This is a genomic window from Colwellia sp. C2M11 (assembly GCF_018860915.1).
GTDB lineage: Bacteria > Pseudomonadota > Gammaproteobacteria > Enterobacterales > Alteromonadaceae > Colwellia.
In genome coordinates this window covers 139,047-152,711 of record NZ_JAHKQD010000003.1, presented here as the reverse complement: position 1 = coordinate 152,711, position 13,665 = coordinate 139,047, and the positions used below count along the sequence as shown (strand labels likewise).

At 36.7% G+C, this 13,665-nt stretch carries 13 protein-coding genes; 12 read left to right on the top strand and 1 reads right to left on the bottom strand.

The window, feature by feature from the left end:
• Positions 1–187: 187 nt before the first annotated feature.
• The 5 genes from rlmD to KO509_RS00590 all read left to right on the top strand — a co-directional run bounded on the left by rlmD (position 188) and on the right by KO509_RS00590 (position 5,879).
• Positions 188–1,603, top strand: a complete 1,416-nt coding sequence (gene rlmD, locus KO509_RS00610; protein ID WP_215971343.1) for a 23S rRNA (uracil(1939)-C(5))-methyltransferase RlmD — start codon at positions 188–190, stop codon at positions 1,601–1,603.
• Positions 1,604–1,742: 139 nt separating this feature from the next.
• Positions 1,743–3,935 carry a GTP diphosphokinase gene (gene relA / locus KO509_RS00605; protein WP_215971381.1) on the top strand — a complete coding sequence of 731 codons (2,193 nt, stop codon included), beginning with the start codon at positions 1,743–1,745 and terminating at the stop codon, positions 3,933–3,935.
• A gap of 35 nt (positions 3,936–3,970) precedes the next feature.
• Positions 3,971–4,789, top strand: coding sequence for a nucleoside triphosphate pyrophosphohydrolase (gene mazG, locus KO509_RS00600; RefSeq protein WP_215971342.1), 819 nt, complete (start codon positions 3,971–3,973; stop codon positions 4,787–4,789).
• An 11-nt stretch (positions 4,790–4,800) separates the two neighbouring features.
• A complete protein-coding gene (locus tag KO509_RS00595) occupies positions 4,801–5,412 on the top strand; it encodes an RNA methyltransferase (RefSeq protein WP_215971341.1) in 612 nt (203 codons plus the stop codon).
• 11 nt (positions 5,413–5,423) lie between these two features.
• The gene (locus tag KO509_RS00590; protein WP_252727310.1) at positions 5,424–5,879 is read left to right on the top strand and encodes a YbaN family protein; all 456 of its coding nucleotides are present in this window, start codon (positions 5,424–5,426) and stop codon (positions 5,877–5,879) included.
• A gap of 277 nt (positions 5,880–6,156) precedes the next feature.
• Here KO509_RS00590 and KO509_RS00585 read toward each other — a convergent pair whose 3' ends face one another.
• Positions 6,157–6,771: a DUF4202 domain-containing protein gene (locus KO509_RS00585; RefSeq protein WP_215971340.1), complete on the bottom strand. Its 615-nt coding sequence runs from the start codon at positions 6,769–6,771 to the stop codon at positions 6,157–6,159.
• A gap of 294 nt (positions 6,772–7,065) precedes the next feature.
• On the opposite strand from KO509_RS00585, the gene KO509_RS00580 reads away from it, so the two are divergent.
• The 7 genes from KO509_RS00580 to truD all read left to right on the top strand — a co-directional run bounded on the left by KO509_RS00580 (position 7,066) and on the right by truD (position 13,665).
• Positions 7,066–8,703 (top strand): CTP synthase, encoded by a 1,638-nt coding sequence (locus KO509_RS00580; RefSeq protein ID WP_215971339.1) that lies wholly within the window; start codon positions 7,066–7,068, stop codon positions 8,701–8,703.
• Positions 8,704–8,771: 68 nt separating this feature from the next.
• Positions 8,772–10,070 (top strand): phosphopyruvate hydratase, encoded by a 1,299-nt coding sequence (eno, locus tag KO509_RS00575; RefSeq protein ID WP_215971338.1) that lies wholly within the window; start codon positions 8,772–8,774, stop codon positions 10,068–10,070.
• 204 nt (positions 10,071–10,274) lie between these two features.
• Positions 10,275–10,928, top strand: coding sequence for a hypothetical protein (locus KO509_RS00570; RefSeq protein ID WP_215971337.1), 654 nt, complete (start codon positions 10,275–10,277; stop codon positions 10,926–10,928).
• Between the two features lie 57 nt (positions 10,929–10,985).
• Positions 10,986–11,300: a cell division protein FtsB gene (gene ftsB, locus KO509_RS00565; protein WP_215971336.1), complete on the top strand. Its 315-nt coding sequence runs from the start codon at positions 10,986–10,988 to the stop codon at positions 11,298–11,300.
• Positions 11,301–11,302: 2 nt separating this feature from the next.
• Positions 11,303–12,052: a 2-C-methyl-D-erythritol 4-phosphate cytidylyltransferase gene (gene ispD / locus KO509_RS00560; protein ID WP_303495257.1), complete on the top strand. Its 750-nt coding sequence runs from the start codon at positions 11,303–11,305 to the stop codon at positions 12,050–12,052.
• Positions 12,043–12,546: a 2-C-methyl-D-erythritol 2,4-cyclodiphosphate synthase gene (gene ispF / locus KO509_RS00555; RefSeq protein ID WP_215971335.1), complete on the top strand. Its 504-nt coding sequence runs from the start codon at positions 12,043–12,045 to the stop codon at positions 12,544–12,546. Before ispD ends, ispF begins: the two co-directional genes overlap by 10 nt.
• Positions 12,547–12,582: 36 nt before the next feature.
• A complete protein-coding gene (truD, locus tag KO509_RS00550) occupies positions 12,583–13,665 on the top strand; it encodes a tRNA pseudouridine(13) synthase TruD (RefSeq protein WP_215971334.1) in 1,083 nt (360 codons plus the stop codon).

Genomic DNA, 13,665 nt, shown 5'->3' with positions numbered 1-13,665 from the left:
GTGTTTAATATTTGCTCGTTTTACCCTAAACCCGTAACTTCAGGTGGAACGAGTATAAAACTAGTGTAAAATGATCATCCTGATAAGCCTATAATGTCATATGCTTAATAAAATTACACTTTTTAGTTGAGTTCTGCTTTAGCTACTGATGTAAGCCCAAATAAAGAAAATTCCTAGGTATTCAATAATGGCAAACTTTTTCCAAGTAAATAATAAAAAGTCAGTTAAAGCCCAAGAGAGAAAAAAACTAACCGTTAAGGTTGAAAGATTAGACTCAAATGGCTGTGGCGTTGCCTACTACCAGAGTAAACCCGTTTTTATTCCTGGCTCTTTACCGAACGAAAGCGTCGATATTAAGATTGTTGAACAAAAAAATAAATATGCGTTAGCTAAACTTTTAACAATCAATAAAGCTAGCCAACATAGGGTTGTGGCAAAATGCCAGCATTTTACTCTGTGTGGTGGTTGCGATATACAGCAGCTAGAATATTCACAGCAGCTTGATTTTAAGAAAAATAAAATTATATCGCTTTTTTCTCGCGCTGGTGTAGCAGACACTATTGTTGCTAAATTACCTTGGCAAAGCCCCGTTACCAGTTCGCCATGGGAATACCGTCGAAAAGCAAGAATAGGTGTGCAATTTGATAAGAACGCCCACGCGACGATCGGTTTTAGGCAAAAATCTACTAATCAGCTTGTCGCTGTTAAGTCGTGCCCTGTGCTTGTTGAGCCGGCGGCTAATATATTTCCCTTATTAAAAACATTGATTAATAAACTGAGTGTGAAAAAAGCGATTGGTCATATTGAAGTTATTAGCACAGAAGATTTAGATGATAATGAGCTAGTCCCCGTTGATATAAATAGTGCTACGAAGCCAGTAAAAAAGTTAACACTCATCATCCGCCAAATTAGAGCGATAAATGAACATGACCATCAATTGTGGCAAGAATATGCTGAAAAGAATAGCTGGGAAATTTATTTCCAAACTAATGATAGTAATAACGAAAATGTTAATAAAAGTTCAGGTAACTTGGTTGATAGTTTACGTTATCGCTTAGTTAATGGTATTCAAATTAATTTTTCAAGTACAGATTTTATACAGATAAATCAGCAGGTAAATTTGGCCATGGTTGAACAGGCGCTTGATTGGTTGTCGCCGCAAAAAAATGACAATATATTAGATTTATTTTGTGGTCTTGGAAACTTCAGTTTACCGCTAGCGCAACAAGCTAAGTTAGTTATTGGCGTTGAAGGTGTACAAAGTATGGTTAATAAAGCGAGTGCTAATGCTAAGTTTAACCAGATAAATAATTGCCATTTTTTTCAAGCAGATTTAAATAGTGAATGGTTGTCTAATATTTGGGCGAAAAATGAATTTAATAAGGTGCTATTAGATCCTGCTAGAGCAGGAGCAGAGTTAGCTGTAGAGCAAGTGATTCAACTTAATATTCCCACAGTTTTATATGTTAGTTGTGATCCTACTACGTTGGCTAGAGATAGTCAGGTGCTAATTTCAAAAGGGTATAAAATTGAAAAAATAGGGTTAATCGATATGTTTTCTCAAACAAAGCATGTTGAGACTATGGTATTGTTTAGTCGGTAAGTAAACTAAATTACACTTAGTTATTGCTCAATGGCAATACTTCACGGCGCAAAAGTTGTTCTTGGCATTGAGAGCAGGAGTGCCGTGGTATAATTTAGCGAAATTGGTCTTAAATCGTGGTTTTCATAAAGGAAAGAAAATGGTTTCGGTGCGTAAATCTCATCAGGTTGTTAGTGTAAATTTTAAACATTGGCTAACAGAGCAATCTTTACCAGAAGAAAAACAACAAGCATTGGAACAGTTGTGGGAGCAAGTTTCGCCATTCTTTCAACAACATGAAGCTAGTCTTTTAAAAGCAAGGGAAATGGTAGAGATACTTTCTAGTTTAAATTTAGATGCTGATTCTTTATTAGCAGCTTTTTTAACGCCTTTACTAGAAGAGAATTTAATTACGCAAGATTTTGTTAAAGAACACTGTAGTAAAGATGTTGCAATGCTTTGCCAAGGTGTTGAGAAAATGGAAGCTATCAAAGGCTTAAGGCAACAAAGTAGTGTAAGTAATATTGATAATATTCGCCGTATGTTATTGGCCATGGTTGAAGATGTACGTGCGGTAGTTATTAAATTAGCTGAACGTTTGTGTGACTTACGAGAACAAAAGCACAGTGATGAAGAAAGTCGCGTATTAACAGCTAAAGATAGCGCTAATATATATGCACCTTTGGCCAACCGCTTAGGTATTGGTCAATTAAAGTGGGAATTAGAAGATATTTCATTTCGTTACCTTCATCCACAAGTTTATAAAAAAATTGCCAAATTATTAGATGAAACACGCCTTGAACGTGAACAATATATGCATGATTTTGTTGGGAATTTAAGTGATCAATTAAAAGCGTTAGAAATCAAGGGAGAGGTTTACGGTCGTCCAAAACATATTTATAGCATCTGGAAAAAAATGCAACAAAAAGCATTAGATTTCGATCAGTTGTTTGATGTGCGAGCTGTGCGAGTTGTCGTTGAAAGAATACAAGACTGTTATTCTGCTTTAGGTGTTGTTCATACTCAGTGGCAACATTTATCTCAAGAATTTTCAGACTACGTTGCAACGCCTAAGTCTAATGGTTACCAATCGATTCATACTGTTGTACTTGGCCCTGAAGGTAAGTCAGTAGAGGTACAAATAAGAACGCAGCAAATGGATGATGATGCCGAGTTAGGTGTAGCAGCACATTGGCGTTATAAAGAAGGCTCGATAACAGGAAAAAGTAATAGCTTTGATGACAAGATAGGCTGGTTACGCAAAATTTTACAGTGGCAAGATGATGTCTCGGAAAATGGAGAGCTGCTAGATGAACTTCGCAGCCAGGTTTTTGAAGATAGAATTTATGTCTTTACACCTTCTGGTGATGTGATTGATTTACCTATGGGTTCAACCCCATTAGATTTTGCCTATTATATTCACTCTAATGTTGGTCATTGTTGTATTGGGGCTAAAGTCTTTGGAAAAATCGTTCCTTTTACTCATCAGTTGAAAACGGGTGATCAGGTTGAAGTGTTAACAAATAATCACCCTAATCCAAGTCGTGATTGGTTAAACCCTAATTTAAATTATATTCATTCATCAAGAGCTCGAGCCAAAGTACAACATTTTTTTAAATTACAAGATCGCGATAAGCATTTAGCTCAAGGTAAGGAGTTACTTGATACAGAATTAGCAAAGTTAACTAACTTAACCATTAGCCAAGGGCAATTGAAAGAAGCGGTGGCGCATTTCAATGTAAAAACCATTGATGATCTATATGCTGCTATTGGTTCAGGTAATGCACGTTTACAGCAAGTTATTAATTACTTTAAACAACTTGAAGAAAAGTTTAATCCAGCACCTGAGATTGATCCGCAAAGTTTAGTGAAAGAGCCTCAGGCAGGGCATAGTACTGCTGGCGACGATAATGGTATTACTGTGTCGGGCGTCGGTAATTTGCTCACACACATGGCAAAATGTTGTTCCCCTGTACCAGGTGACATGATTTCAGGCTTTATTACTCAAGGGCGAGGTATTTCAGTTCACCGGCAAGATTGTGAACAACTCGCTAATTCGTTAAATCAGCAGCCGGAGCGTATTGTAGAGCTTCAATGGGGCGTTGATGATAAGCAAAATTATCAAGCGAGTGTGCTTATTATCGCTAGTGATCGTCAAGGGTTATTTCGAGATATATCAACGATTATTGCGAATGAAAAGGTGAGTATTGTTGGTATCGAAAGTCATAGCGATAGCGCTAAACAAACCATGAGTATGAAAATTAAAATAGAAGTCACCAGTAGTGAGCTACTTACTAGAGTGCTAGATAAAGTAAGGCAACTTGATGATGTTGTGGAAGTTAAAAGATTATAAAACTTGTTGTCAAAATTAAGAATAAGAGAACATACATGCTAAATGTTAATATTGAAAGCGAAGCTTCAATTGAAAAATTACGTTGGATCATGTCCCAATTACGTGATCCTGACACAGGCTGTCCGTGGGATATAAAGCAAAATTTTGCCTCTATTACCGCGCACACTATAGAAGAAGCATATGAAGTGGTTGATGCAATAGAGCAAAATGACTTTGTTGAGCTTAATAAAGAGTTAGGTGATTTATTGTTCCAAGTTATTTTTTATAGTCAGCTTGGACAGGAACAACAACTTTTTAATTTTGATACCGTGGTTGAGGCTATCTGTGAGAAGCTTATTCGCCGTCATCCTCACGTTTTTAGTAGTGCTGATTTAACGAGTGACGCACAAATAAAAGCTAACTGGGAAAATGAAAAAGCCAAAGAACGTCAAGCAAAAAATAACCAAGAAAACTTGAGTATTCTTGCTGATATACCTAAAAGCTTACCCGCTCTATCACAAGCAGCAAAGATCCAAAAAAGATGTTCGCATGTCGGCTTTGATTGGGATAATGTGAAGGATGTTTTTGCAAAAATTGAAGAAGAAGTACTCGAAGTTAAAGCAGAGCTCGAAGCAGAAAATCTTAATAAAAAAGCATTAGGGGAAGAAATAGGGGATTTAATGTTTGCCGTAGTGAACTTATGTCGTCATGCAAAAGAAGATCCTGAAACATTGCTGCGTAAGGCAAATCAAAAGTTTACTAAACGCTTTCATGGGGTTGAAGCACAAGTACAGCAATCGGAACGAGATTTTTCAGCGCATAGTTTAGCGCAATTAGAGCAGTATTGGCAGCAAGTGAAGCTGAATGAGAAATAGCAGATAATATTATGACTAAACTTTTACTCTCCACTATGGCTTTAGGAAAACGTTTACAAGTTGACAATAGTTATGTAACTGTTGGTTTAACTAACCCTAAAAGTCCCAGCAATGTTGGTGCTGTTATGCGTGCTGCAGGTTGCTATTGTGTTGACCAAGTATTGTATACAGGACAGCGGTATGCGAATGCAGCTAAATATAATGGCTCAAAACATAATACCGATACTAAAAATGCTCATGAAAAAATTCCTTTAAAGGCCGCAAGAAATTTTGAAAATATTGAAGCCTTGCGCGCTGAACTACCAGAAAATACCAAAATTATTTGTGTAGATCTCGTTGAAGGAGCGACACCATTGCCTCATTTTCAACACCCAGATCAAGCGATTTATATCTTTGGTCCTGAAGATGGTACTATTAGTCAAAGCGTCATAAATAATGCTGATGGTGTTGTATATGTACCCACGGTGGGCTGTATGAACTTAGCGGCCTCAGTGAACGTATTGTTATATGATAGATTAGCTAAATCCTTAGTGAATAGTAATCAGATAGATAGTGATAATGCATTAATAAAGAAAAGTCGCGACACCAATAATAAAGTTAAAGTTAACTTGAAACACGAATAATGGAGTGAGTTTTGCGTCAAAACCAAGAATCGCTAACTCAAACAGCAGAAATAAAGTCTAGAATAACGGCCCAAGGTTGTCCTGTGACTATTGCTAAACGAAACAAAATTATGGTTTTGCTATGGAAAACTATGGGCGTTTTTTGTGTTGGTTTAGCCATATTAGGTGCGATCTTACCAATTCTACCAACAACTGTTTTTTTGATTATGGCAACAGCTTGTTTTGCTAAATCGTCACCAAGAATGCAACAAAAATTACTTGATAACAAAACATTTGGACCACTAATTCGAGAATGGCAGAAAAGTCGAAGTATACCTAGAAAAGCAAAAAGAATTGCCTTGCTTATGATTATACTATCGGTGGCTTGGTCTTCTTATTTACTACAAGACTTGATGTTATCGTTTTTGGTTATTCTCCTAGTTATTTGGCCTTTCATTTTTTTATGCCGTTTACCTATTAGTAAATAGCCCTATATTATCACCATATTGTAGTCCCTTAAGAAAGCGGGACAAATAATGAGGTATGTGTAAGATTCTGAATTAAGTTCAGAATGACGACGGTGTAAGATGACGATTTTTTTAAGGTAACGATGGCCGTTTATGGGATATTGATTCCTTTCAGGATGACGCCCATTTCGTCATTCCGTAAGTGTTTTGATACGGAATCTCATGTCTGTAGTTAAACCACCGTCGAATTTTTGAATCCTTAACACTACACAGCAAACTATTGAAATTCTGAATCTAATTAGGCAGAAAGTGCTTTATTGACAATATTGGCCAAATGTTTAGGCAGTGCTACTTGCAAGGCAATATTATGAGCTTTTTCAGACATTTTTCCCCAGGTTAATTGCACAATACGAATTATTTTAGCTTCATTATCTTGTTCAATATATTGTGTAGCAAATTCATCAAAGTAATGAACTAGAAAAACTAAGCAGGCAACATCTTCCAATGTTTGGCTATCAGCATTGAGTTGGCTATCTTCTTTACTTTTTAAGTTTTCTTTACAAATTATAGAGGCTGTTTGTTTCGCTTGTAAATCACTGTAACCTTGCTCGATCATAAGGCTCGCAGTTAGTTCACCATGAAACTTCCCTAACGCGATTCGCCATTTATAATACCCAGCTTTACCTGGTTCATACTCATTACGTTTTAAATGCCAACGCTTAATATGCTGAGCTCGAACTGCTATTTGTAATAATTCACTTGCTTGTGGCCAATGCTCATTTAGACAAGCGGTCATTCGTTGGCCATAAAGCAATTCTTTTGGGTGCTTTTCGTTATTTAGTAGGGTGAAATTACTATCTTGGCGGTTAATATCGTCAATAGCTGATAACACGCGCTCTAATTTATTTGTCATAGGTTACTTAGGTTAAAAAGTGATACTCATATAATAACGATTAATGAACGACAAAAAAATGCTTATTTTAACTTGCGCTCTCTTTGAGGCAGAATAAATTTAATATAATTGTAAATTACAGTTATTATTGTTGTTGTCTTGTATTTTAAGTATAATGTTTTCCCGTCCTGCTTTACTTCTTTTTAACGTGCTTTTTAGTGTTTTCTTAACGAAAATAATCACTATGGATGAGCATTTTATAGTTAAAAAAGTAATGCAAAAAAAATTCTGTATTTCCCTTACATCGGTGTAGACATGACAACTAGATATATTTTTGTTACTGGCGGCGTAGTTTCGTCTCTTGGTAAAGGTATTGCCGCAGCATCCTTAGCTGCAATCCTTGAAGCGCGTGGTTTAAAAGTAACCATGTTGAAACTTGACCCTTATATTAATGTCGATCCCGGCACTATGAGTCCTATCCAGCATGGTGAAGTTTTTGTGACTGAAGATGGTGCAGAAACCGATCTGGATTTAGGTCATTACGAACGCTTTATTCGTACCAAAATGACTAAGCTAAATAATTTTACGGCGGGTCGTATTTACCAAGATATTCTAGCACGCGAGCGTAAAGGCGAATTTTTAGGTGCAACTATTCAAGTTATTCCACATATTACGAATGACATAAAGCGTCGTGTAATAGAAGGGGCGGAAGGTTACGATGTTGCCATGGTTGAAGTTGGCGGTACTGTTGGTGATATTGAATCACAACCGTTCCTAGAAGCTATTCGTCAACTCGCAACGGAAGTAGGTCGTGAACGTGCAATGTTTATGCATCTTACCTTAGTTCCTTACCTAGCTGCTGCGGGCGAAATTAAAACTAAACCGACTCAACATTCAGTAAAAGATTTACGCTCAATTGGTATTTTCCCTGATATTTTAGTTTGTCGTTCAGATCGACCTTTACCAAATGGGGAACGTGCGAAAATTGCTTTATTCTGTAATGTTGAAGAAAAAGCGGTTGTGTCAATGCGTGATGTTGACAGTATTTATAAAATTCCTGCGTTATTAAAATCTCAAGGAACAGATCAGTTAGTGACTAAACGTTTTGGCTTAGAGCTACCTGAAGCAGATCTAACTGAGTGGGAAGAAGTACTTTATCATGAAGCGAACCCTAAAGGTGAAATTACGGTTGGTATGGTCGGAAAGTACATTGAACTTCCTGATGCTTATAAATCTGTCAATGAAGCATTAAAACACGCAGGTTTGAAAAACCAAGTAACGGTTAATATTAAGTATATTGATTCACAAGATGTTGAAGTTAAAGGTACTGACTTATTAAAAGATTTAGATGCTATTTTAGTACCTGGTGGTTTCGGTGAACGTGGCGTAGAAGGTAAAATTTTAACGGCACAATATGCACGTGTAAATAAAATACCTTATTTAGGTATTTGCTTAGGTATGCAAGTTGCTTTAATTGAATTTGCACGAAATGTTGCAGGTTTGACTGACGCCCATAGTACTGAGTTTAATGCTGATTCGCCGCATCCAGTGGTTGGTTTGATCAGTGAATGGCTTGACGAAGAAGGGCAAGTTGAGTACCGCAGTGAAGAGTCTGATTTAGGCGGAACTATGCGTTTGGGCTCACAATTGTGTCACCTAGTGAAAGGTACCAAGGTGTGCGACGTATATGGCAGTGAAACAATTTATGAAAGACACCGTCACCGTTATGAGGTAAATAATAACTACCGAGAACAGTTAAGCAAAGCTGGCTTAATATTTTCGGGGTTATCAACTGATAAAAGTTTAGTTGAGGTGATTGAAATAGCAGATCATCCATGGTTTATTGCCGGGCAGTTCCATCCTGAGTTTAATTCAACTCCGCGTGATGGGCACCCTTTATTTGAAAGCTTTATTACCGCTTCTTTTGACTATCAAAAGCAGCAATTAAGTTAATTCAAAATAATTATAAACCGTAGCTATAGGCTGCGGTTTTTGTTTTTTAAGTTTGAGAAGGAAATATAATGTCAAATATAAGTAAAATAATAGCACGCGAAATTATGGACTCTCGTGGTAACCCAACTGTTGAAGCAGATGTTTATTTAGAATCGGGTGCTTGGGGACGTGCAGCAGCACCTTCTGGCGCATCAACCGGTTCACGTGAAGCATTAGAGCTACGTGACGGTGATAAATCTCGTTACTTAGGTAAAGGTGTCCTTAACGCTGTTGCTGCCATTAAAAATGATATTACACCTGCTTTAGTTGGCCAAAACGCACTTGAGCAAGCTAATATCGATAAAATCATGATCGATTTAGATGGCACTGAAAATAAAGAGAAATTTGGTGCAAATGCTATTTTAGCTGTGTCACTAGCTGTTGCTAAAGCTGCTGCAGCTGATAAAGGTGTTCAGTTGTTCGAGCATATTGCTGACTTAAATGGTACCCCTGGTGTTTATAGCTTGCCTGTACCTATGATGAACATCATTAATGGTGGTGAGCATGCAGATAACAATGTTGATATTCAAGAGTTTATGGTACAGCCTGTCGGTGCTAAAAATTTCTCTGAAGCACTAAGAATGGGCGCTGAAATTTTTCATGCCTTGAAAAAAGTATTATCAAGCAAAGGTTTGAATACTGCTGTTGGTGATGAAGGTGGTTTTGCCCCTGACTTAGCCTCTAATGCTGACGCTTTAGCGGTAATTAAAGAAGCAGTTGCTGCTGCTGGCTACAAGTTAGGCTCAGATGTTACATTAGCGATGGATTGTGCTGCATCGGAATTTTACGATAGTGAAAAAGGTATTTATGACCTTAAAGGTGAAGGCAAGCAATTCACTTCAAATGAGTTCTCTGATTTCTTAGGTGAGCTTTGTAAAGAATACCCAATTGTTTCAATTGAAGATGGTTTAGATGAGTCTGATTGGGATGGTTTTAAATACCAAACTGATTTACTTGGCGATAAAGTACAAATTGTTGGTGATGATTTATTCGTGACTAACACTAAGATCTTTAAACGAGGTATTGAGACAGGTGTTGCTAACTCAATTTTAATCAAGTTTAACCAAATTGGTTCATTAACTGAAACGTTAGCTGCAATTCAAATGGCTAAAAGTGCTGGTTATACTGCTGTTATTTCTCATCGCTCAGGTGAAACAGAAGATGCAACTATTGCTGATTTAGCGGTAGGTACAGCAGCAGGTCAAATTAAAACAGGATCTTTATGCCGTTCAGATCGTGTTTCTAAATATAACCAATTATTACGTATTGAAGAATTTTTAGGTGATAAGGCTGTTTATAATGGTCTTAGTGAAATTAAAGGTCAATAACCATTTGTGTTATTAATTTTGAATAAAGATTTATAAACAGAGTGTTTATATCACCGTAATATATTTCAAGTGTCTTTGATTAAAAACCGAGCTTTAAAGCTCGGTTTTTTTATCTGGCGTTGTATTTTTTATCGACAATCAAGTATGCTAAGAGATAACGAATTATCTGAATAATACAAATATAACTACTTGATTTATTAATTGATGTCGCAAACTTCTCTTTGGCAAACTGACCAGCAAAGTAATGACTTTGCAGAAATATGTAATGCGCTTTATGAGCGAGAGTTACGCCTGCTTGCACATGGTGAATTTACGTCTGTACAATCGGTACAAGGGCGTTTAAAGAGTTTAAGTTATTACATTAAGCGCACAGCCAATTTAATGACCCAAGTTAATGCACAGGGAATTAGTCCGTTAACATTAGATATTCAAAATGCGAGTTGGTCAGCAAAACAAGCCAGTAAGTTGTCGTTATCAGGACAGACAGCACCAGAAGTTTCTTCATGGTATTTAACACAAAAATTAACCTTAGGGTTAGTGGTGCCAATATTTATTGGGGGACATGTAATATTAGATTCTATTGATAAGATTGATGTCGAAAATAAACGACTTCGCAGTAATGTAGCTGGCTGGATTTCTCTTAGTAGCGATAGTTTAGCGGATAACTTTCCTGTAAATAATACCAAAATTAAGCTACTAAAACCGAATAAAAAGATTATGTTAGCGGCTTGCGCCGGACACTGTTGGAAAAATAAAACGTATAGTAGCGTGTCACAGCCGATCATACCAAGTTTACGTGAATTGTTACTTTCTTGTGCGATTAACTGGAAAGACTTCAAACAACCATTAGCGTTATAAATAAGAAGCCCATATAATAGTAAATCTTCTTGTCATTATTTATTTTATTAAGGGATTATGAGGGCATTTACAGTACTATTATTAATTGTGTTGGCTTTACTGCAATATCGACTTTGGTTCGGTAAAAACAGTGTGTCTGATTATTTATCTTTGCAAGAAGATGTTAAAGCTCAGCAACTAGTAAATGCCAAACTTCAACAACGAAATAAATTATTATATGCAGATACAGATGATCTCAAGTTAGGTACAGAAGCAATCGAAGAGCGTGCTAGAAATGAACTTGGTATGATTAAGGAAAATGAAACGTTTTTTCGTGTTGTTCCTAGTAAGAATAGTGAAGTAAATGACAATACCAACAAAGAGTTATATTAGTTGTGAATAATGCTATTCCATTCGTTGAAAATCAACAGTTTGTTGTCGTTGTTCCTGCTGCCGGTGTTGGCAAACGGATGTTGGCATCATGTCCTAAACAATATCTTACAATCAATGAACAAACTATTTTAAGTCATACAATTAAACGTCTACTTAGCCATAAAAATATAGCAAAAGTGATCGTAGCTATAAGTGATGATGATGGCTATTTTGTCAAAACAGCATTATCAGATAACCCTAACATTATAAAAGTTAGTGGTGGTGAAGAGAGAGTCGATTCTGTTTTAAGTGGTTTACAGGCGATTGATGAATTGGATTGGGTATTGGTACATGATGCAGCCCGACCTTGTATTACTCATGACGATATCGATAAACTTATTTTACAATGCCTTGAACATAATACAGGTGGAATCTTAGCAGCCCCTGTTGTTGATACCATGAAGCGTGCTAGCAGCAATGATTCTGGTCAAGCAGGTGTTGATAAAACAATTGATCGCAGTAGTTTGTGGCATGCTTTTACACCACAAATGTTTAAAGCCCAAGAATTAAAAGAAGCAATAATACAAGCTAAAGAAAAAGGGCTAGTAATTACGGACGAAGCTTCTGCTATTGAGTTTGTAGGCTTACCTTGTTTACTTATTCCAGGTAGAAGAGACAATATAAAAATAACGCGCCCAGAAGATTTAATCTTAGCTAGTTTTTATTTAAATCAGCAAAAAATTGAACATGAAAAGGATAAAAAATGCGTATAGGTCATGGTTTTGATGTACATAAATTTGGTGGCTCAGGACCCTTAATGCTTGCAGGAGTTGCCATTCCTTTTGATAAAGGTTTTATTGCGCATTCCGATGGTGATGTTGCTATACATGCGCTTTGCGATGCTATTTTAGGAGCACTTTGTTTAGGAGATATCGGGAATCATTTTCCTGATACTGATGGACAATATGAAAATATTTCTAGCAGAATTTTGCTACGTCATGTCGTGGCTTTAATGAATGAACAAGGTTATGAAGTTGGCAATGGTGATATAACCATTGTTGCTCAAGCACCTAAAATAGCACCTTATTTAATGGCAATGCGCGAGTGTCTAAGTGAAGACTTAAATTGTTCGTTAGGGCAAATTAATGTCAAGGCAACTACAACGGAAAAGCTAGGATATGCCGGTAGAAAAGAAGGCATTGCGGTTCATTGTGTTATATTGCTGACACCTCTTTCTCATTCCATTTCAGTGACAACAGAAATTTAATTTTACTGCTCCTTACGACTAATTCAGAGATAAATAATGTTACAAGAACTTGCCTATTTGCACCACAAACCTGAGTCTAAAGGTTTATTAAGAGTCAACCAAAGTGATTTTAAAGTGTTTGAACTACTGCCTTTTTTACCTTGCGGTGAAGGCGAGCACTTATTTATTCATATTAGAAAAACCGGTGCAAACACTGTTTTTGTTGCCCGAGAATTAGCTAAATATTTTAAGGTAAAAGAACAATTAGTGTCTTATGCAGGTTTAAAAGATCGCTTTGCTGTAACAGAACAATGGTTCGGTATTCATGTACCTGGTAAGCAAACATATGATTTATCAGATCTCGTTATTGAAGGTGTTGAAGTACTCAGTTACAAAAGACATAACAAAAAACTACGTACAGGCGCATTAACTGGTAATCGTTTTGAGTTAATATTACGTGACGTTACCGAACTTAAAACGTTGTATGAACGTTGGCAAAAAATTATAGAGCAGGGTGTGCCTAATTATTTTGGTGAACAGCGTTTTGGCATTGACGGTGGTAACATTGAACATGCATTAGGTTTGTTTTCAGGCACAAAAGTAAAAGATAAAAAGAAACGGGGGATGTATTTATCAGCAGCACGATCATATATTTTTAATGCGATAGTTAATCAACGTATTAAAAATAATACCTTCTCAGAATTACAATTAGGTGATGTATTAATGCTTGCCGGTTCTCAATCTGTGTTTCGCCCTAAAGAGATTGATGCTGTTCTTAAACAACGCTTAATTGAAAAAGATGTGGATATTACTGCAGCAATGTGGGGAGCTGGTGATCTAATGACAGCTGCTGAACCCGGTATACTTGAACAAGAAATCGCTGATAAGAACAGTGAATTTGCTAATGGCTTACCACGTTTTGGCTTAAAACAAGAGCGTCGACGTATTCGGTTAGTTGTTGATAATGCAGACATTGAGCTCTTAACAAATGACAGCTCGATTGAAGAAGCATTACCTGCTGTAAAAATTAGCTTCTCATTGGCTGCTGGTTCATATGCAACGACAGTGCTGCGAGAGTTAATTGATTATCAAGATTGCACTCAACGTGTTAATACACAGGCGAACGGTAATATAGAGTGA